The 20,908-nt window shown below is 55.8% G+C and carries 21 protein-coding genes and 1 pseudogene; 12 read left to right on the top strand and 10 right to left on the bottom strand.

Annotated features, from left to right (window positions below):
* Positions 1-21: 21 nt before the first annotated feature.
* Together D8896_RS19625 and D8896_RS19620 are read right to left on the bottom strand one after the other, a co-directional pair.
* On the bottom strand, positions 22-246 hold the full coding sequence (locus D8896_RS19625) for a hypothetical protein (RefSeq protein ID WP_162991625.1): 225 nt from the start codon (positions 244-246) through the stop codon (positions 22-24).
* A gap of 299 nt (positions 247-545) precedes the next feature.
* Complete coding sequence (locus D8896_RS19620; RefSeq protein WP_162991624.1) at positions 546-845, bottom strand: Fic family protein; 300 nt, start codon at positions 843-845, stop codon at positions 546-548.
* 164 nt (positions 846-1,009) lie between these two features.
* Between D8896_RS19620 and D8896_RS16850 the strand changes: the two genes are divergently transcribed.
* Both D8896_RS16850 and D8896_RS16845 read left to right on the top strand, forming a co-directional pair.
* The gene (locus D8896_RS16850; RefSeq protein ID WP_121823274.1) at positions 1,010-1,345 is read left to right on the top strand and encodes a hypothetical protein; all 336 of its coding nucleotides are present in this window, start codon (positions 1,010-1,012) and stop codon (positions 1,343-1,345) included.
* 155 nt (positions 1,346-1,500) lie between these two features.
* Positions 1,501-2,073, top strand: a complete 573-nt coding sequence (locus D8896_RS16845) for a metallophosphoesterase (RefSeq protein WP_121823273.1) — start codon at positions 1,501-1,503, stop codon at positions 2,071-2,073.
* A 368-nt stretch (positions 2,074-2,441) separates the two neighbouring features.
* On the opposite strand, the gene D8896_RS16840 is transcribed toward D8896_RS16845, so the two are convergent.
* Complete coding sequence (locus D8896_RS16840) at positions 2,442-2,750, bottom strand: hypothetical protein (protein ID WP_121823272.1); 309 nt, start codon at positions 2,748-2,750, stop codon at positions 2,442-2,444.
* 584 nt (positions 2,751-3,334) lie between these two features.
* On the opposite strand from D8896_RS16840, the gene D8896_RS16835 reads away from it, so the two are divergent.
* The 5 genes from D8896_RS16835 (at position 3,335) to D8896_RS16815 (ending at position 12,690) form a co-directional block, all read left to right on the top strand.
* Positions 3,335-8,674 (top strand): outer membrane protein assembly factor BamB family protein, encoded by a 5,340-nt coding sequence (locus D8896_RS16835; protein WP_162991623.1) that lies wholly within the window; start codon positions 3,335-3,337, stop codon positions 8,672-8,674.
* 126 nt (positions 8,675-8,800) lie between these two features.
* On the top strand, positions 8,801-9,976 hold the full coding sequence (locus D8896_RS16830) for an AAA family ATPase (RefSeq protein ID WP_121823270.1): 1,176 nt from the start codon (positions 8,801-8,803) through the stop codon (positions 9,974-9,976).
* Positions 9,977-9,978: 2 nt separating this feature from the next.
* On the top strand, positions 9,979-11,853 hold the full coding sequence (locus tag D8896_RS16825) for a vWA domain-containing protein (RefSeq protein ID WP_121823269.1): 1,875 nt from the start codon (positions 9,979-9,981) through the stop codon (positions 11,851-11,853).
* A gap of 69 nt (positions 11,854-11,922) precedes the next feature.
* A complete protein-coding gene (locus tag D8896_RS16820; RefSeq protein ID WP_162991622.1) occupies positions 11,923-12,252 on the top strand; it encodes a hypothetical protein in 330 nt (109 codons plus the stop codon).
* Between the two features lie 3 nt (positions 12,253-12,255).
* Complete coding sequence (locus D8896_RS16815; protein ID WP_121823267.1) at positions 12,256-12,690, top strand: DUF1810 domain-containing protein; 435 nt, start codon at positions 12,256-12,258, stop codon at positions 12,688-12,690.
* A gap of 139 nt (positions 12,691-12,829) precedes the next feature.
* On the opposite strand, the gene D8896_RS16810 is transcribed toward D8896_RS16815, so the two are convergent.
* The 6 genes and pseudogenes from D8896_RS16810 to D8896_RS20040 form a co-directional block, all read right to left on the bottom strand.
* Positions 12,830-13,207: a hypothetical protein gene (locus tag D8896_RS16810; protein ID WP_121823266.1), complete on the bottom strand. Its 378-nt coding sequence runs from the start codon at positions 13,205-13,207 to the stop codon at positions 12,830-12,832.
* Between the two features lie 199 nt (positions 13,208-13,406).
* A complete protein-coding gene (locus tag D8896_RS16805; RefSeq protein WP_162991621.1) occupies positions 13,407-13,853 on the bottom strand; it encodes a hypothetical protein in 447 nt (148 codons plus the stop codon).
* A gap of 371 nt (positions 13,854-14,224) precedes the next feature.
* Entirely contained in the window at positions 14,225-14,455 is a 231-nt protein-coding gene (locus tag D8896_RS16800) for a hypothetical protein (RefSeq protein ID WP_121823264.1), read from the bottom strand.
* Between the two features lie 151 nt (positions 14,456-14,606).
* Complete coding sequence (locus D8896_RS16795) at positions 14,607-15,215, bottom strand: hypothetical protein (protein WP_121823263.1); 609 nt, start codon at positions 15,213-15,215, stop codon at positions 14,607-14,609.
* 34 nt (positions 15,216-15,249) lie between these two features.
* Positions 15,250-15,918: pseudogene (locus D8896_RS16790) on the bottom strand (metallophosphoesterase family protein).
* 25 nt (positions 15,919-15,943) lie between these two features.
* Positions 15,944-16,069 (bottom strand): hypothetical protein, encoded by a 126-nt coding sequence (locus tag D8896_RS20040; RefSeq protein WP_259372656.1) that lies wholly within the window; start codon positions 16,067-16,069, stop codon positions 15,944-15,946.
* A gap of 267 nt (positions 16,070-16,336) precedes the next feature.
* Here D8896_RS20040 and D8896_RS16785 point away from each other — a divergent pair, with 267 nt between their 5' ends.
* From D8896_RS16785 to D8896_RS16770, 4 genes are all read left to right on the top strand, one after another.
* The gene (locus D8896_RS16785) at positions 16,337-17,197 is read left to right on the top strand and encodes a poly-gamma-glutamate hydrolase family protein (protein WP_121823262.1); all 861 of its coding nucleotides are present in this window, start codon (positions 16,337-16,339) and stop codon (positions 17,195-17,197) included.
* Between the two features lie 182 nt (positions 17,198-17,379).
* A complete protein-coding gene (locus tag D8896_RS16780; protein ID WP_121823261.1) occupies positions 17,380-17,748 on the top strand; it encodes a hypothetical protein in 369 nt (122 codons plus the stop codon).
* A 60-nt stretch (positions 17,749-17,808) separates the two neighbouring features.
* Positions 17,809-18,120 (top strand): coiled-coil domain-containing protein, encoded by a 312-nt coding sequence (locus D8896_RS16775; RefSeq protein ID WP_121823260.1) that lies wholly within the window; start codon positions 17,809-17,811, stop codon positions 18,118-18,120.
* A 339-nt stretch (positions 18,121-18,459) separates the two neighbouring features.
* Complete coding sequence (locus D8896_RS16770; RefSeq protein ID WP_121823259.1) at positions 18,460-18,753, top strand: helix-turn-helix transcriptional regulator; 294 nt, start codon at positions 18,460-18,462, stop codon at positions 18,751-18,753.
* A gap of 269 nt (positions 18,754-19,022) precedes the next feature.
* On the opposite strand, the gene D8896_RS16765 is transcribed toward D8896_RS16770, so the two are convergent.
* A complete protein-coding gene (locus D8896_RS16765; protein WP_162991620.1) occupies positions 19,023-20,231 on the bottom strand; it encodes a hypothetical protein in 1,209 nt (402 codons plus the stop codon).
* Positions 20,232-20,418: 187 nt separating this feature from the next.
* Between D8896_RS16765 and D8896_RS19615 the strand changes: the two genes are divergently transcribed.
* On the top strand, positions 20,419-20,793 hold the full coding sequence (locus tag D8896_RS19615; RefSeq protein ID WP_162991619.1) for a hypothetical protein: 375 nt from the start codon (positions 20,419-20,421) through the stop codon (positions 20,791-20,793).
* The last annotated feature ends 115 nt before the right edge of the window (positions 20,794-20,908 follow it).

Genomic DNA, 20,908 nt, shown 5'->3' with positions numbered 1-20,908 from the left:
CGGGGAGCGGAACTGCCCGCACTATTCGATTACTGGACTACCCGACGCGGTGTACAGCGCGAAAAACCGATGTCCATTGCCACAGGTCGTAGCAATCTTGAACGGCGGTTCGCCTACCGGGTACGCTGTCGCGTATTTCGCCTCCTTCCGCGTTCCAGCGACGTGGTACTCTACGCCAGTCTCCTCGACGGTTGTTGATACCTGGACTTCCGTTCCGCAGTGGGGGCAGTTCACGATGTTTCTCATACGATCTCTCAGCGAGTCAAAATTGCTCTCCCTCCATCAAAATATGGATCTGCCGAGAGACAAGTCACCGGGTCTCCCGGGGTTCAATCCCCCGTGAACCGGGTGAGATTTCGTTCCCTACTCGGATTCCAGTATGCCGTCCCGTCCGTCGAAGAGGCTGTAGTACTGTTGGCGCTCCTCCGCGGTCCACAGTTCGGGTTCCACGTCGATCTGACGGCACTGCCAAAGGTAGAGCATGCGTCCGATCCGCCCGTTGCCGTCTGGAAATGGATGAATTGTCTCAAAGGACACGTGCCACTTCACAGCTTCCGCACCTGTCTTCGGAACCTCTCCCAACAGTTCTCCATCTTCAGATGAACCACCGCGGGGTCGGGAGGGACGTGGTCCCCCACGTAGACCTGGCTGTCACGGTATTGGCCCGCTATTTCTGGTTGGCGGTTCGTAAGGATCAACCGGTGGCCTTCCTGAACGACTTCGTGAGTCAACTCATCCTGCTGGGTCAGGTAGTTCCAGGCATCGAAACTGTCTTCGAGGGCTGCGTCGCTGTAGACATCTTCTATCGCGTTGGACTCCCGAAAGAACTCTTCTACAGTGGCCACGCTCTAACTCACCCTGCAATCCGGTTTGCGCGGTGTGTAGGTAAAAACACCTGATACTACGGACAGCCGAATACGTATTTGACCGCCGTTGACAGGTGCGTCGAAACGGGATCGAGCGCCGAATCGGAATTAAGTACAAGAGGGTCCTGGCAATAACGCCTGCTATGACGACGCCGCTGAACGACAACGAAAAACAGTATCTGGACGATGTGTTCACCGCAGGCCAAGCATTGGAACAAGATACACACGAGCTCATGATGGAGGAGGGTCTCGCTGTGGATCTGTTCCGTAGTTCGGCATTCGAGTACAGTATTGATGCTGTCACGACGAGTTTACAGGAGAAAGACTTGGCCTACACCGAGACAGTCAGAGAAACGATCCGCGATCCCGGTGATATCTCCGCCGGACCGGTCAACTTCAACGATACCGAGTTCAAGACGGTGGATCGGGAGTATGTTTACTTCACTGAGGATCTGTCGGACGTGTACGACGGCAAATAAACTCTACTAAGCGAAACTACGGCCCAAGACTTTGAAGCGTAAGAGGAACGTAAGGTCCTGCCACAGAAAAAGTGGAGAAGCCGTTCGGAAGCCTCTACGCTGACGGACTTTCAGCCGATATTCTTACATGTTTGACAGTCGATATCGGAACACAAATGACTCGGTATCTCATTTCAGACCACCATTTCGGGCATACGAACATCATCAAGTACTGTGACCGCCCGTTCAGTTCCCCCGGTGAAATGGATTCAACTATGCTCGACCGCTACTATGAGATAGTTGATCCGGATGATACTCTCATCCATCTCGGCGATGTCGCTATGGATATGCGGGACGGTACGGAGACGATAGAACGGTTCGATCAGCTCAGTGGTGACCTTCTCGTCCGCGGAAACCATGACATGGGGCTTGACCCGCGCGATGCGCCCTTCCCCGTCGTCGAGTCGTGCGTGCTTTCGGGGCCGGAGCGGGACTTCTACTGCACTCACCGCCCGGAGAACATTCCGAACAGCTGGGCTGGCTGGGCGATTCACGGACACGAGCACAACAACGATACCGACGAATACCCGTTGCTCCGAACCGACGCGAAGCGAATCAACGTCAGCGCTGAACTCCTGAACTATCGGCCGCTGAGTCTCGCTCAGATCTCCGAGCTCATCGATGCCTGTACTGCCCAAGTCCGTCTTCGAGACATCGACGAGGCAGCCGATCTGTTGACCGACCAGTAGGCGAACCCCGTTTTGGTCACCACTGGAACAGTTTGTGAGGATCCTCACACAAGGGGATGGAAGGAGCGTGTGACAGGTTCCTTCCACTAGTTGGTTGATCTACATGCCATGTAAGGCTTCTGGCAGAACCAGCAACCCACCGATCGGAATGGAGACTGCCCACAGCCATCACGATTAAGACCAAGCCGTCAGATACCGGGATCGATGGGTATCCGTGCAGTCCTCGATCAGTTACTATCTGGCGGTCGCACGGAGACCATTGTCGAATGCCGTCGCTGTGGGCGGTCAGTTGACCAACGAACGGAAATTTGTCCCGATTGTGGGGGACAGGAATTTTCGCGGTACGAACTTTCGGAGTGAGGGCACCGTCAATTGCTGTCCGAGTCGTCCATACCAAGTCTTTCCATTGCTTCCCCTGATCGTTCCTGCAGTTGGTTCGTTTCTTCTTCCATCTGCTCGGTCATCTGCTCTATCCTAGTCGTCAGCGTGTCGTACGACCTGAGCGTCTTCTTTGCGAGTCCTGCTAATGCCGTTATCTCCGCCTTGATCTCTTCGGTGTTATCCTCCGGGGACTCGACCAATTCCAGCAATTCCTTTTCACCCTGATCGATCTCCGCCAGAAGATCGTCAACATCGATGTCTTCCTCTTCCTCGTCCTCTCCTCCCTCCTTCGACATACTGTGCCAATGCAACTGAGGCTACATGACTGTTTGGCCCTCGATGATATTGTGTGCAAGCATGGAGCGAGTGAAGCAGGCCAAAATTGATTATTTGCGAACCAATTGTTCCACTCATCTCTGAGGACACACCCAAACGCGACGGTTCTGAACGCTCCCCTGTCGAACTTCTTGACCACCGGACCCTCCGGCAGTCTCACTTAGAATACTGTCGCAGCGATAGGTCGGCTGAGACGGCACGACAGGCTGTCGCATCTGCAGTTACATCTGCAAACCCGGCTATCCGTACAGCCGGGCTCTCCTTTCTGTTGGACCTGGGTGCGGACCTGTCGGCTCCGGCCGCACCCCTTGAGAACTACGACGTGACCGCCGGAGGGCCCCGAGCACAGGGTCGACGGCCCTCGGAAGGACAGCTACTGCTGGAGACCCTCCGAGTGGATCCGCCGGGAATCACGTCCATGCTGGAGCAACTCGCCACGGTCATACGGCATAACCCCCAGACGACGATTGTCGACTCAGTGTGTGCAGTCGCTGGACGGGATCCAGCGCTGCTGAAACCCATCATATCGACGTTGGCAGCACAGATGGACGAAGAGGAGCAGATACGGTGGTCGATGACCCGACTTGCGACCGTCGAACCGGCGTTGGTTCGCAGACACGCGGCCAATACCGTTTGGACTATCGAACAGGGGCTTGAAGAGGGCAATTCTGTCCCGACGGCTGTCAGAACGTTCACCAATATTGAGCCGATCCTCCCTGACCATGTCGCTCCGTCGGCCGACTACGAGCAGCTGTTGACCCACCTCGACGACGAGACTCGACAGCGTGCTACGAACGGCATTGCGAAGCTCGCCACACAGGCACGCCGATCGTATCTGGAGCGGATCGACATCGATACGATCGGTAGCCACTTGATCGACGGCGTCCACGCAGCTGATCGGGCACAGCGCAACGCTGCGGCACAAGCACTGGGGGCGGTAGCAGTTCTGGACGACGCCATAGCAGTCGCCGGACTGAACGCACTCATCCGCAGTATCACAGCCCACACCCCAACCGGATTGCGAACGAAGGTTGCGGCGATCGATACAGTGGTCTCGACCACTCCATCGCTTCGGGAACGTGCCACGGTCATCCGGCTCGCCGCGCTCCTAGAGAGTGGTTTCGACCCCGAAGAAGTGGTGCAACTGCTCACAACGATCGAAGCCCACGGGCAGGTTGCTGCCGAAGCGATCGATCTGGCTGTCATCGCCGTGCATCTCGGGCACGAGTCGGACCGGGTCCGCGAGCAGGCGGTTGACACACTTCTCAGCATCGGCATGGCGTCACCGGATCATCGAACCGAGATCGTCCGGTGGCTCCGGTGGGCCCGTCATGATGAGACTGCAGACGTGCAGGTGCGAGCTCTTCGGGCCCTGGGAACCGCGGGACAGCTGTGGCCCGCGACGACGCCGCAAGTGACCGCCTCCCTCCTGGAACAGCTCTCCCAGTACCCAGGCAATGCTGAGGCTGTCGCTAACGCATTGGTGGACATCAACGACACGTTTCCCCGGGCGATCCCGGCTATCAGCGATCAACTGCGACGGAGTGCCGATGAAAGCGGTATCTCCCGTGCAACTGCGAGCTGTTGTCTCCGTGTCTTCGCGACGAAGTCGCCCAGAGAGCTTACGGATTCGCTGGAAGCGTTGGCTGAATGGGCTGGTCATCCGAGTGATGCGGGTGGGCGGGACGCGGCGGAAGCATTGCTCTCGGTGGCACAGGAGGCACCTGACCGAGTTGCCGAAGTGAGTGATCAAATACTGGCGGTACTTGAGACAGACCGGGTGGAGCCAGCACAGTGGGCGGCACTCGCTGCTGCGCATTCGCTCGCTGAATATCGCGCCACGGACGCGGCACCGCCGGTGGAATGGCTCCGAAAGCGATTCTCCGAGGCGCCGCTGGCGTTCGGAGCGGCGCTTGCGGCCGTTACTGAGGATCATCCCGAGACCGCGCTTCCACCCATCGAGAGTATCGTAGCGACGATCAGACGAATCCCGGAATCGGATGAGGTTCTGGAAACGGAGGCCGCAACAGAGCGGATTCTGGGCCGTCTCGTTGGTAGTCATCCTACTGTCGCCCCCGCCGTTGTCCGAACGCTCTGTACTGTGCTTGAACAGCCGGAAGCACGCGACGCTGCTGCGCCGGTGCTCGAAGAAGCGCTGACTGAATGGCCGTATCTGACACCGCTGGCTGCGGATTCGATGGTGAACTGTTTAGATGTAGCGGGGCCTCGGACACTCACACATCTCGCCGCCCCGCTGTCGCAACTCGAATCGGCTGCTGCCAGGACCGCACTCGACCAGCTGGCAGGTCATCCGAACACAGCTGTCCGGCGTGCTGCAGAGCGAGCCCGGTCCGAACACAACGACCCGGATCGGCCGCCGAATCCCCGGTTCGTCTCCGAGATCGATGTGGCGAACGTATCCACGGCTGATGTCGACCGGGTGGCCCGGAGACTGGTGAACCATTCGAACGGTGACGCCGCAGTTGCTCTCGATGGACTTCAGCGCATCGCGGGTGAACGGCCGGATCTGCGTACGCGCAGCATCAGCCACGTGCTCGGCTATATTACCGCCGTCGATCAACCAGATCCAATCACTCCCGAGATCGTCTCTCGCTTCTCGCCGGATGGGGCTGCAGTTGCCATCCCTGAGACCCACCCTGGCGACGACATAGATCTGCAACTGCTGGCAGAGCTACTTGGCCTGTTTACTGACTCCGAAAACGATCTGGTACGTGGCCAGGCAGTCACGGCGATCCAGGCTGTGGTCCGTCGAAACCCGGAGTTCGCAAGTACCAGGGTCCTCAACCATCTCGAAGCGGGAGTCGAAGCGGATGCACAGTTCGTCCAAGCGCGTTCGATCCGAGCCATCGGCGAGCTGGCGGACCTCCTACCGGTGGATTCGATCGCAGTCACGGAGACGCTTGAACCGAGACTGTTCAACCCCCATCCGGTAGTTCCGCACGCGACGTTCGCAGTCGGTGAGCTGGCAAAGGCGGCACCTGACACGGTTGTTCCGATCGCGGAGTCGCTCACCGGGCTCCTGGACTGGACGCCGTTCGACCGGCAGCACGCCAGAGTAACGATCCGAGATGTGATCACGGCGGCACCGGAATGCGAGACGCTGTTTGCCGAGCGGATACTCGACCAACTCGCTACTGAAGACGAGGTTCCGAACGGTGTTTTGGAAATAGTCGGACAACTGTCCGGAGAGGTGATCGCGGCGACCGATGGGGGAACGAAGGCGCTTCTCGCGAATCTCCGCGGGACGGAGAGCGCTTACGGATACGGGATCGTCGCTGATCGATTACTGCGGGTTGCGGAGTCGGCCCCTGCGGCGGTTCGTGGTGCACTCGACGATGAGGACGAAAACACGCTCCCACCAATGCGCAGCGGGGGCCTGCTCCATTATTTGCGGGCCCTCGAAATCGGGCTCACGGAGGGTGACAAGCGACTGGATTACCCGCTTATCGATATCGGGAACGTCTTCGACCCGGCAACGGATGTGACGCGAGCGCAGGACGCAGTCGATAGTGTCGACCGAGGTGTCACGCGCATCGGTCTCGAAGGCACATCTGAGACGGGCCGACAGGCCAAGTCGATCCTGATCTCGACCCTGACCGAACTCGGCCACGCCGAGTTTCTCCGAGTGCTTGAACCGTACCAGACATCCGGCCCTGTGGTCACGCCACGCCCGGAGCAAGTCACGACCTGGCTCAGACGGTCAGCCGATGCGGACCTCCGCGAACGTGCTGCGAAGACGATCTGTGAGCACGCCAGTCCCGAATACACGAAGGATGTCGCAGCCGAAATGGCGGCGACGCTCGGAGAGGGGCCGCATGACCGCCAGCAACGGGTTCTTGCGGTGTTGCCTCAGTTCATCGCCGCTATCTCGACTGACAGCGCGCGCAGCGAGATCTGGGCGGCGATCGAACAGGCCCTGACCGACGAGTGGGAGATCCAACTCGCAGCGCTCCAAGCAGTGGTTTCGCTGGGACAGTCAGCTGACTTCCCTTCCGCCATAGCCATCGAATTGCTAACGGACCAGCTCGGGGACCCTGCACCGACGGTACGACGCCGAGCTGCTGAGGGTATTGCAACGGTTTGCCTCGAATCGATCGTCGATATCGAGCCGGTCGTCGACGACCTCGGAGAAGCAGTCACGTCGGACGAGTCATGCTTGGAACGGCGGCGTGGAAGCACTATCGCACTCGGGTTGATCGCGGCCGGGGAACCCGGGCTTCGAGAGCGAACTCTGGAGACGCTAGACAGTACGCTCTCGGCGGACGACCCGAAGCTCCGCCAGCACGGGGTAGAGGCATTTCAGGCCGTTGCAGATGCGGAGGCTGCGGCTGTCTCGGACAGGATCGGTCACATTGCTGAGCGGATCGGTGACATCGAACCGTCAGTACAGCGCTCGGCGATCGAGTGTTTGGCAACTATCGGACACACCCAACGCTTTCGCCAACCTGTTTCCCGGGCGCTTGCGGTATCACTCGACGTGGAGCGGAGCCGAATACGTGCGACATGCGCCGAAACCCTGGCGGAGATTCTCAGTGTGCATGTATCGCTTAAGGCCGCTCTCGTTGAACGGATTCGCAGCCGGGTTGACGATCCCAACCCAGCTGTGCGTGCTGCAGCCATCCGTTCGCTGAGCTACGTCGGGACGGACGCGGATCTCCGCAGGATCACAGTTCGTAAAAGCGATCCACACCCGGATGTTCGAGCCGCGGCAACGGAGGCAAAACGCCGGATCGAGCGGGCGCTTAGCCAGGATCAGTTGCCGCCGCAGGCTCGATCGGCTGGCGTCCCCACAAACAAGTACAACCACGCCAGAACAGCGGTTCAGAGAGGAGCACAGCCAGATCCCGGCACAACGAGAAGCTGGGCGTTCGATACCCGTGAACAGATACACGCATCCCCGGCCGTGGTCGATGGAACCGTTTTTATCGCCGGGGAGTACCACATCTGGGCACTATCCGCGGGTGCGGGCGACAAGCGGTGGCAGTACAGACGCGGTGACGAGTTCGAGACAGGACTCGGTCAGCTGTTCGGCGACGGCGGTACCCACACGGTCCGATCGTCACCGACGCTGTCCGATGGTTCACTCTACGTCGGCCACATCCGTTCCGAATCGGCCGAAGTTTATGCGCTTGATACCGAGAGCGGCACTGAGAACTGGACGCTAGAGACGGGCTGTCCCGTTAACACCACACCATCGGTTATCGATGAAACGGTTCTCGTAGGGACCGGCGACGGGAAACTTCTCGCTCGGACTACCTCTGATGGATCCGAACGCTGGACCTTCGAGACAGCCACGTCCAACTGTTCTACTCCCGCAACCAACGGCGAGACCGTCTTTGTCACGTCCGGCGGAAACCACGTCCACGCGATCGACCCGACTGACGGGGGCGAGTACTGGGCTACTGAACTCGAAAGCGACAGTCAACAGATCCGGTCGCCACCTGCAGTCCTTCAGGATACCGTGTATGCGTTCCCACTGAACGCCGGGATCGCTGCGCTTGACAGTTCGAACGGGACCGTCCGGTGGCGAACGGAACTGGGCGATGCGAACAACGTCTCCACAGCAGTCACTGCATCGCAACTCTTCGCTGGCACCGATACTGGCGTTTTACATTCGATAGACACTACCGATGGTAGTGAGGAGTGGCGCGTACCGTTCGACGACGGTCCGCTATTCCCCACAGTCGTCGGCGAGACCGTCGTGGTTGGGACCGCAAGTGGGACTCTATATGGTGTCCGTGAGTCGAACGGGGAGGAACTGTGGCGGGTCCAGACCCGTGAGCCGATAGATGCGCGTCCGGTTCTTGTGGATGGCACGGTCTACGTTGCTACCGCGACTGGGACGGTGATCGCAATCGAATGAGAGCCAAGCGGGAGTCGCACCGGAGATGATCGGGTCGGGGGGTGACAAGAGTGTTTCCGAACGACACCGGTCCGCGAACAGTAACTTAAGTGGGTTGCTTCAAATGGTGAGTACACGGAGACCTGTATGTCGGATATCAAGTCAGATGTGATCGCACCCCTTGCGACTGCCATCATCAGCGATGCGCCACAGCCGCCGGCAAGAGGCGATGTCGTCGACCGGATCTCGAATGCGGTCGACGGCGCGAGCGAGGAAGCGATCCTGGACTGTCTGGCCATTCTGTGTGTGGAAGACCGCTCCGACGGGACTATCTACGTGCGACTCCGGGGCACGGGCCCGCAAGCTGAGGCTGCCGCCCATTCAAGTGACGAACTTTCGGGCCCATCGAGGGTATCACAGTCCGTCGACGAGGCTGGCCAACCGACTGACGAGCGATTCGGTCGACTCCCCGTGTTGGAAGATGTCGGCCACGAGGAGGTGCCCGATATCGCGGCAGACGCCTACTATGAGCGCACGACGGCCGCCGACAAGACTGACGTTCAAGTCGTCACGAAGGCGCTCGATGCGGGCATGAACGTCGTTCTGAAGGGGCCACCGGGCGTTGGCAAGAGTTATTTGGCGAAGTACATCTGTGCCCAGACGAACCGGCCGCTGTACCGAGTCACGCTGTCGGAGACGACGTACCGTGAGGACCTGCTCGGCCATCTCCAGCTCGTCTCCGCACCCGGCGGTGAGAGTGTGACTTCCTGGGTCGATGGCCCGCTTACGCGGGCCGTGCGCGAGGGCGGGGTCCTGTTGCTCGACGAGATAAATGCGGCCGATGCGAACACGGCAGCCGCACTCAACGCCGTCATGGAACGGGAGAACACGCGGTCTTTGACCATCCCACAGACCGGCGAAGTGATAACGCCACACGAGCAGTTCCGCGTGATCGCAACCGCCAATCCCGGCTATCAGGGCACCTACGAACAGAACGCCGCCTTCGAAGGCCGGTTCAGACATATCGAACTCGATTACGTCCCGCCGGAGATCGAGGTCGAGATCATTTTCGAGCGGACGGACATCGACCGGCGAAAGGAAGAGCAGGTCAAGGACCTCGTGGACTTCGCCACACGGCTCCGTGAGGCGTATCTGAACGGTGAGCTCACAACACCGATCACGACCCGGGAGCTCGTCCGCATAGCGACGTTCATGGAAACGGGATTCATGGACCTGCGGACAGCCGCCGAGAGCGAACTGCTCGCACGAGTCGACGACCACGACACCTCGCTCGTTGCGACGCTTCTCGAAAAGAGCCTCTGACGATGGAAATAACGCCGAACACCTCCCGCAGTGCGCTTGCACGGCTGTCAACCACGGACCGGCGGTCGGAGCGTCGACGAGAGGAACTACAGCGGCTGGCGAACGTACTTACTGACTCGGCTCTTCAGGTCAGGGTCACGTTCCAGCAAACGGGCGCATTTGCACATACGGCGGCGGAGTCAGATCCACACGACTTCGAGATACACGTCCCCGTCGAAAAGTACGATCAGGTCGAAACGGACCTTCCGGAAGCGACGTGGGACCGGCGTGTCCAGATGGGGCTCCTGTTTCACGAACTCGGGCACGTTTTGTACTCCGATTTCGAACGGTTCGAACAGCGCCAGTCCGAGATCATCCCCCGTCACCGTACCCTTTTCCGGACGCTCTACAACGCCGCCGAAGACGTCGTCATCGAGGCACAGCTCGCGCGAGAGTTCGCATTGGAAGACGATTTCAGAACGCTCAACAACACGTTCCGGCAGTCACAGCAACGGGATCATCAACGATATCTCGATCAGTTCGCCGATGAGGGCGAGGACCGATTCACGTACACGGTTTACGAGGCGCTCTTGATCGGTGTTCTCGAACAGGGGTTCGGCTCCGACCCACGGTTTCAAGCGATCGTGGATCCGCAAAACCAGTCCCACCACGTCCACGGTGGTCGTCGAGACGTGGTGACGGCCCTCGCTGACCGGATCCCGGAGTTTATCGACGACCTGTTGACGCTCCCCAGTGGCCGTGACCGTGTCGACCGCGGCTACGAGTTCTTCGAGACGGTCCGTGACAGGCTGGTCGAATTACCGACCATCCAGTCAATCAGGATCGAGACAGAGCCGTTCAGGCCTGTGGAAGCGGGCGACTACGTGCTCAACCGATCGGAGCGGGCAACGGCGCTCCCGGACCCGACCCAACGCACAACGCAACCGGGGGCATCGGGTACCAGCCCCGACGATACTGGGGATCACCGGTCGAACTACTCTCCTGGCTCAGGAGAGGCTGACCAACGTCCGGTACCCCATTCGGAGGTCAGTCCAACCTCGCGTACAACAGGCCCACACCTGCTCCTCGACAGCGACGGATCTACGTCCTCACTCCAACGCGAAGCGGAGGAGTTACTCGACCTCGTGCAGTCGAGCGAGTCGGACCTCCAGCGAGTCGGCGTAACGGAAATCGATGAAGGGGACGGGGAGAGACAGCGATGGGAGCAGGCGAAGCGTCGTGCTCAACCGTTAGCAAACGACCTCCGATCCTCCCTGCGCCGACGTCGCCGAGCGGACAAACAATCCGGGCACCGAACGGGGCAGATAGATCCCCAACAGCTCGTCAGCGCAGCGCATGGGCGCGATCGCGTCTTCAAGCGCCGTGTCCGTGGCGACCAGCGGGATTACAGCTGTCTGCTCGTGCTCGACCGGTCAGGATCGATGGTGCGGTCCAAGATCGAGGCCGCGGAAATCGCAACTGCACAGCTCGTCCATGCGTTTCATGCTGTGGGGATCGACGTGTCCGTGCTCTCGCTCTGGCAAAACATTCCGTGGCTGGAACTCCCGTTCGGTGGAGCGCCCGAACGCTTCGCCGATCACATCATGTCCGGGCGGGCTACTGGGGGAACTCCGCTGGCAGAGACCGTCGAGATCGCCCGAAACCGGATCTCAACCGGCTCGGGCGACCACTCGTTCATGATCGTCGTCACGGACGGTGAACCCGGTGATACGGAGGCGTTCTTCGAGCAAATCGACCGTTGCAACTTCAACGTCTATGCGGTCTACATACAGGGTGAGCCGGGCGAGCACGCACAGTATTTCGATCGGATCGTGTACACCGATACCGGTACGATCGATGCGACAGTCCGGGAACTCGCTCGCCAACTAATATCCTAAACCCTCCTGTGAGTGAGCTAAACAGAGAACAGATACAATAGCATAGGGAGATACATCTGTACAATACCGATGACCGACGGATTGGACATCCCAGACCAGTTTGGTTCTGCAAGAGAAGCTTCCGAACACATTGAACAGTTATCACAAGAGATGAATGACCTGAAAGCGGCGCTAAAACGGTCCGAGATAGACGATCAAAACTTGATTGAGGAACTGGACCAGGACCGCGATGGTTCACCGATGACCCAGCAACAAGAGGTTGATACAATCATCGATACGCTAAATCAGCTGTCCAACAGACTCTCTGAGATCAAACACACACGAAGCGACAGAGGCGGTCTTGACTCGAGCGTCGCTGATACGGTTAGTGATATCACCGGAAACGACTATTCTCGATAAAGGATGGCTGATTCAGCCGATCCCTATGATCTACAACGGTTCGTTGAGGCACAGGATCCCGTGATAGAACAGGTGAAAGAAGAGTTGCGGTCGGGTCGTAAGCGCACCCACTGGATGTGGTTCGTTTTCCCGCAAGTCGCGGGTCTCGGCAATAGCCAGATGGCCCAGCGCTATGCGATATCGTCACGAGACGAGGCCGAAGCCTATCTATCACATTCGACATTAGGCCGACGGTTGTATGACTGTACAGAGATAGTGAACGGAATCGAAGCACGGTCGGCAAACGACATCTTCGGACATCCGGATGACTTGAAATTTCAGTCATCTATGACGCTGTTTGAAGCGGTTGCAGATGATCCAGACCCGTTCAGAACAGCTCTGGACCGGTATTACAACGGAGAAGTTGATCAGAAGACATTAGAATTCATTGGGGAATGAAGATCTGGGTTCGGTTGTCGGTTATGATGAACATCCGGAACAGGGAAAATTAGCATCAGATACGACCCGGCTGGACGAATATCCATTCGGAGTTTCTTGATGTTGGCGTAGACATAGAGGCTGTAGTACCACGCTGTCGCTACTTGTCGTTTGTCTCCTGAGAACGCTGTTCGTCGGCACGTTCACGTACACACTGTACGTGGTGGAGGGTACTCTCCACATCGATTTCGAATGCACGCGCCGCATAAGTCACTGACATTGTCGCTGCAAAATACGCCATCCGGATGTCGTCACGTTCGCGGGCGACCGTTGGGGGGACGCCTAGTGTTCCGGTGTCCTTTTCGTTGAACCCGTCCGTCACCTCGTACACATCGGCGTACAGACGGGCTTTTTCAAGGTTTTTGAAAGATCTGACTCTTCTATCCGGCCGTTCAAAGTGATACAGATCGGGGTAGTTCCGCTCTTCATGAACAATTCGGCAGCCGTTCGGGTACTCCTCAATTATGTCCTCACTCATCTCCAGGAATGAACCGCCGGAAAGCCGACCTATCGTATGAAATCCGACACCTTGTGATGCTAGCAGAACTGCTGTTACGGACCATGGTGACTTGTGAGATTGTGTACACCACCCAATAATAGTTATCTAAAATGCAGGCGGGTAAGACCCCTTCCTCAAGGAGCGACCACGTCAGCGCGAGCGAGTAGGCAGGGGTATTTCACCACGGTTGCAGTTTCGCTACCGCTTCCCTTTGCCGGTACTTCTTTTCGTACAGGTTTTCCCAGACATTCGCATTGAAACCGTCCCGTTTGAGTGGTTTGTATTGTTTCAACTTGATCTGGAACTTACACTCGCTGCACTGCGTAATGCCGTGTACCCTGGCGATCTCGACACCGATCTCTGGGCGTTCCTCCGCCACCGAAACCTGTCCGTCCTGCGCTCGAAACTCTTCATCGCTGCCACAACACGGACATCGGTACTCGGTCTTGATTATGATATCACCTGAACTGGGGTCTACTGCTTCCCGATAATATTCAAGTGCAGCGAGCAGTTCCTCCACCTCATCCTCTTCGAACACGAACTCAATCGAGTTCCCGGTCCGCTGTTCTAACATCTTGTTTATCAACCGGCAAACGGTCTCAAACCGAGTATCCTCTGTATCCATGTCCATTAGTACGCTATACAATATTTATCATTACTGCCAAAACTGGAGTTGTGTGCCGATCCCTGAAACCATGCTATGCTGAGAGTCTCAATGAGTCTATTCCACCACTTGCCGAACTTCTGTTCGGTGATCTGCTGATGATTCTGCCTGTGACTGAGAACCGCCACCGGTCGAGATCCGAGAGACTCGGCCTGTTCCGCCTGTAGACGCCCGGATACTCAGCTATCCCTGTTTACTGCCGAGAGTCATCCGGTGGTACTGTCCCTGGTTTCCCGTCCGTTAGACTTCGAATTAAAGAACCTAGTGAACGCCTCAAAAATGATGGATTTGCCACTGTCCGCGGGAGTACAGATCAGTTATTTATACCAGTTTCAAGAGCTCTCACGTTCGTCAACGTAGTTCTGGATTTCCCGCATCGAATCTTTTTCCTCTTCTGTGAAGCCTGCTTTTTCCATCTCCTCGAGGAGACGATGGTCCTCCTCTAAACTCTGTTTGAGTGCTCCTATGACTTCCTCAATAGTGACACCGTAGAGCTCTTCGAACCTTTTTCGGACTTGGTCCTCCGTGATATTGTTCTTATTGTCGCAATCGTCGTCACTCATGCTCCACTCAATCACCGGGTAATGCAAATAAGTACATCACGAGAGGTAGCATAGAACAGTTTTAGAAAATTGGCTTCAACGTCTCCTGAGACGAAGTTGCGATAGATTCGCCAACCCACTTATCGGCTGTTACAAGGCGGATAGTATCTGACTAATAGGGTTTCAACAGACTCGGATTCAAGAAACGCTGTATTACCTCCTCGTCCACGGCCTGCTTCACTGCCTCCGGATCGTATCTAGAAGCCTCTGACAGCCCAGCCAAGGCTTTCCAAGCGCTCCGCTCCTGTCTCACCATGTCATCAGTAATATCGCTCATATCGTCAGCAGCAGCGTCTTTCTCAACGATGTGACTGAGCCCTTTTTCAGCGGCATCACCCAGTATCCCCACGACATCAGCCGTGACCTCGGGATTCAGCTCTATCGCTCTGCGACTGCCTTCGACGGCTGCGACTCTGTGGAGCCGGTCACCGGAAGAGACTGCTTCAGAGTAAATTCCTACGACCTTCTGCCAGTCAGCCGACCTTCCACCACTGACGTACGCCAGCGCCTGAGCCGCTTGCAGAGCTACACGGAAATCAGATTCAGTTACGGCGGCAGATAAAACACGCCACGCCTTCTCGGCTTCTGCTGTGTCAGTACAGGCGATGCCCTGCAGTGAGAGGGCTGCGGATAATCGTTTTTCGCGGTACTCGGATTCCTGGATACCGTGCCCTCCCTGCAGGACTGCCTTCAGGTCGTCAATGACAACGTTCGGGGTCATTTCACCATGCTATCGCAGTTTGTCTTGCGGTTCATCATCGGCCGCTCTCCAATCGTTCCGCAACCTCACTGGGAAGATTCACTTCCGCAACTTTCTCCTGAACCTTTCCGATGTCGTACGTGACTCGATGTAATTCAGATTCCCAGGAGTTGGTGTCGACAACTACGTAGGCAGCTCGACTGTCTCCGTCACGGGGCTGGCCCACACTCCCGGGATTCAGGATCAGGCGGCCATCAATCATCGCCTCGTGTTGAATGTGGGTATGCCCGAGGAAACAGGCGGCGTACTCATCCAAGTACGACCGTATCTTGGGGAACTGTCGGGGGGTGACGTATCGGTCGATATACTCCGGATGATCGTGAACGAGAAGGATCTCGCCGTCACGGAACTCCGTCTTCCGTGGCCGACTCCGTAACCACACCAGATTCGCCTTGATCAACTCTTCCTGTGCATACCGCAGGCCAGCCATTGCATGGTCGTTCTCCGTGTAGCCTTCTGGGTCGAGGGCCTCACGGTCATGATTTCCCTGAATCACTATCGAGCAGTGCTCCTGTATCAGTTCCACACATTCGGACGGCTACGGGCCGTATCCGACGATATCCCCGAGGCACACGAGTTCGTCGACATCGTCGGGAACATCTTCGAGCACGGCCTGCAGTGCCGGGAGATTCCCATGGATATCGGAAATCAATCCGATCTTCATATTGATACAGTATCTGAAAGCCTGCCTAAAGAAGCTCCGTGAAGACGTCAGCGACCGCCTTTGGAACCGTGTGAAACTTCCTGTGAGCAACGCTCCTCGGCATCTCGATCTGTATGCCCTGATTGTCCGCCGCGAAGTAGCTCTCCGACATATTGAGCGCCCCTATTCTCCGTTGTAAGCGATGATATTGTTGTCTCGTCGAAAATAGTTCTTGCTATGCGCCCCACCTAGGGAGAGATCGTCGGTTCAGCTTAAGAGACAGTTTCTCTCCAAGATCATCCCCACTTCAGTTATTGGGAGAATATCAAAACAACTACCTTATCAATCCAGGTTGAGAAATAGAGGAGTTGATGATCACCCAGATCACATTCTTACTAACCACCAGATATTCCTTGACTCATAATAAACGAATATACAAATGGTGTCGACAAAGGTATATAAATCAAAATCCGGACACAGTAGCGTCATAGGCAAGAGATGGAGCTGTAGCCTCTCACCTGATCTCGCCAACCAGCTCAATGTAGGAGAAAACGACCACATTCGCATTAACCGAGACTCCGGTTGTCCATGCTACGTCCGGATCAGGAAGATCCATAAAAACGAAAAATATCCTCTCAGGGTCCCGAAAAAGACCCGCAAAAAGGCAGGTCTTGAACATCACGAACGGGTAACACTCTCTAAAGTCATCCCACAGGAAGACTACATTGAAGCCCGGAAAAATAATTCATTAGCTGAGACTGTTTGGGATGACGGCGAACAAAATAAGATACTGATCTACGCTCCGCATGGCGGTGATATCGAATTTGGTACTGATGATGCAGCTATACGTCTATACAAAAAACTTGATAAAAACGGTTACAATGTAAGTTTGTGGTGCCTACACGGGTTTGGACCAAACAGTTTCAACCGGTGGCATGCCAGTAAACCTGGATTGACATCTGGCAACTATCCTGGGCTTGGGAAAGTACGAGATAGGGCATATGATCTGGTTATCTCTTTTCACGTTCAAAATAAAAGCTATACTGGTATAGGGGGAGGTGTCAAAGAAGGATTTAGAGAGAAAATTAGCGACAAACTGGATGAAAGAATAAAGGATAGATACGAATTTAGACACAACCATGAGAACATGCGGTGGGAAGGTGTTTCTGACAGCAATCTGGTGAATAAGCTTTGTAACGACGAAGGAGGTCTACAAGTTGAGATGCAGCCTATTATTGGCTATAAGTATCGGAAAAAAGCTGTTGACTCCATCTATTCAGTTATCCAAAACCAGATGTAAGTATCTAACGAGACTCCACAGTCATCTCTTCATCTCGGCACTTGTGTTCTTATTATTGTCAGAAATCAATACTACACCCCTATTTTCGATGTCCAAGACCGTGTATTTAATTAATATTGTATAACGGCTCGAATACACCCAAACCACAAACCATTCGATACACATAGCTTTTCTAAGAGGCAATGAGTGATCACCCCGAAATTCCTAACGAGTTCGACAGCAAGGAAGAGGTGAAGGCCTACGTTGCCCAACTACACACCCAGATCGACCTCCTTGCTAAACGCATAGAAGGGCCCCAGAAAGAGGAGTTGAGACAAGAACTCAACGAGATCGAACCAAAGGCTACACATGGTAGCGGCGGGCCCGAAAGCTTCGCAGCGATACGTGAATCATTGGAGTCGGTGCAGGAACAGATAGAGGAGTTTGAAGAACGATACCTAGCTGAGGACAGTGAGTACGGTCTTCCGGACCGTAGCCCATTGAACGACGCTTTAGATTACGATGTGACTCAAGATGTGGACGGCGTCGGCGAAGAATTAGGAAATGAATGAGAACAGAAAAGAATTCACGAAGGAGCAGAGTATTGTCTTCGACGCTACCGACGACAAATCATGACTGACACTCTAGACACACCGGACAAGAACGATTCGAAGGAGGACCTCAAACAGCACGTCGATCGCCTCCAAAACCAGATCGAGGCTCTTGAGGCAGAACTTGAAACGACTCGGGAGGAGAACCAGAAACTGAAACAGGACTTGAACGAGATTCAAGACCGGATCTCAGCCAGAAACGAGGAGATGGAACACGTCCGCAGTACCGTTCAGGAATGTATAAATCGATTGGAAGGTACCGATTGGGATGGTACACCCGATACTGACGAGATGCAAGAAAACTTTCGGAACCCGGATTTTGGAGATGATTAGTCATGGATCCCCTGCCTGGCCAAGACTGTCGATGCAGCGATGCCTGCAAGGAACAGGCACAGTTCTGCAGTAACTGTGGGGAACGAAAACGATGGATCAACCGCGATCCTCACAGTCAAGTCTTCGAATGCCCTGTATGTGAATGAGAGGTTGGTTGGATCCGCTTGATGTTGCTCTGTCTCCATATCAAAATGGAACTCATCAGGTCTAGCCCTACTAGCGGAGTTGGTGAATGACCGATCCCACCGCACGATGTGTTTGCTCTCACTTCTCCGCCTCCGAGTTATCCCCGATACTTAAGCCCCAATATGTTGCTATCTTCATACAGAGACATTACCAATGTACGACCTGACCGGATTCCAACGTGACCTGCTGTACACAGTTGCTGGACTGGAAGAACCACATGGTCTCGCACTGAAGGCAGAACTTGAGGACTATTACGAGTCGGAAGTTCACCACGGACGGCTCTACCCGAACCTGGATACACTGGTGGACAAAGGATTGATCAACAAATCCGAGAAGGATAGGCGGACCAACGAGTACGTATTGACGACTCGGGGCGAGCGAGAAATAGAGCACAGACTGGAGTGGGAACAGCAGTATCTAGATAATAGAGAAACGATAGAGACCTGATCGTGTTTCAGCGGACTCAAATTTGGATACGTACGTGTCGTGCCTCAGTACGACAGCCTTGTCGAGGGCTCAGACGCAGCATCTGTACCTCTGAAAGTATTGGAACACGGGGTTGTGCTGACGATTGCTATGCGATTAGTATCGTCTAATGGCGTTTGTACACTTTGTGCCGCATGAACGTGCCATTGCACACGGTCTCCCTGTCGATTTCCTGCTTGATTTAGATCGATACATTCCGGTAGCCACAGAGAAAAAACGGCACAAACAGTTCATTCAGGGTCGAGATGAGGAGGAATGCTGACCTCGATATCAGGATTTCGTCGCATCCACCAAACGAGCTCTTCCACCACGGCATCTGAGAACTGTTTGTTTGCGTCCGCAAGCAGATCCGTTACTGTCGCTTCTAGCGATTTCGGTGCTGCTGATTCGACAGCCTCATCGGTTGTATAGATGTGAATCGCGTCCGCAATTGACTCTGCGATCCACGTCAATTCACTTTCTTTGAGTCTGCTGCTCCGTCGTAATCGGTCGAGTTCGGACGCATCAATGAGGGACCGTTCAGGTTCCTCAGTTTGGTTGCCGATCCGTCGGGTGAGGTACCCGCCTATCCGGTCGCCATCGAACCGTTCAACACTATCGACGATCTCCAAGCCCTCCCCCGGTTCTGTGTCAGTCCCCTCGATCTTGTACAGCTTCCCGACGTGCGAATCCTCAGGATCGTGTCCCTGCCCCTCGAATGCAACTGCGTCAGGATCATCGAGAATATCGGGCTGGATCCGCGTCTTTACCGAGGTCACCAGTGAGTCGCACCGACGGGTCTTCGAGATCGCTGATTTGACCGTTCGAATCTCCCACAATCGCTCTCGTCCTCGCTCCCGTGCCTCGGACACGGTCGACGCTTTGTACTGGGTACGGTTGGCAACGTCATTGACGGTAAACCCGTACAGGTCGCATGCAACAACCGCGAGCGTTGCATCTCGGTCGATCAAACCCGTTTCTGATACCTGCTCAACAACTGCTTGGACCCGTTCCCACGGCGGCCCTTCGTATGCATCCTGCCGTATCTGACTCGTCCGTTGCTGCGTCGGCTGCACTTCCTGCCATGCGAATCCGATCTCACTTGGATTGGCATCGGAGGCTTGGTTGCCGAGTGTCTGAAGTTCGTCCTGAATCTGCCCCCACTCTCCGGCCCCCGATACGAACTCCGAAACATTCTGCCAGACCCGACCGGACACTGTTTTCGCATCAGTTACGACTTCGGAACGGAACGGGAGTGTCGCTGGTAGTCCGTCCCCGATATGAAGGCGCACCGTGACAAGTCGATCTTGACGGGCCAGCGTCACCAACTGATCCAGTTCTTCTTTCGCAACGTCACTTGTCCAGCGTTGCAACCCCGTAATGAGATCATCTAGTTCGTGGATATCACTTCGGTCAAACAAGGGGAGCGTCCGCTTCCAGTGTGAGTGTGAGGATGTCACGTGACTTTCAACTATCGCACTACTGTTAAAATTTCTGTGGAAGTATACCCTCCTCTCAGGCCTGCTCAGTGATGATATATCTGGGGTTAAAAACGAGAAATCCGATGACTCGGCTTGTCCGAATAACGGCTCAAGACCTGCTAAACCAGCACTTTCAAATATAGCGTTGCTGACTGAACGAATCCGCATGGCCGATAATCACGATCCGGTTTCCTACAAGTGGGAGATCCATCATGGAAACCAATATGCGCTGTATCACGGGGCTGATCGAGCATCGTCACTGGGATCGCTGTTCGCAATGTGGCTGCAAGACCGAGGGGATGTCTCGGACTGGCAAGATGGGCCGCTGTTCGGTGCGCTCGTTCACACCCACAGCGATCTCTCGCTCCCCGTGATCGCTGTCTGGCTCGGTGTCGAACTGCCAGCCATCTACGACGCTGATGTTCCTACATCCGATCCGCCCTGGGAGTTTGGTGGGCCAGACGGTGAGCCAGTGACGCTGGACTGCACGGTGACATCGAAAACGAAACGCTCCCGTGACGAACCACTTCGGCGTATCTGAGTTACTTGGACCCCTCGTCGGTAGGAACGGTTCCAACTGGCCAATCTCTCTATCGAGCACTACACCAAGCATGCCGCAACCAATCATACTGGGAATATAGAGCAGATAGAATCCT

It is taken from the genome of Halostella salina, assembly GCF_003675855.1.
GTDB classification, from domain to species: Archaea; Halobacteriota; Halobacteria; order Halobacteriales; family Natronoarchaeaceae; genus Halostella; species Halostella salina.
Note: the sequence above shows the minus strand (reverse complement) of the source record. Positions and strands in the feature narration are given on the sequence as shown.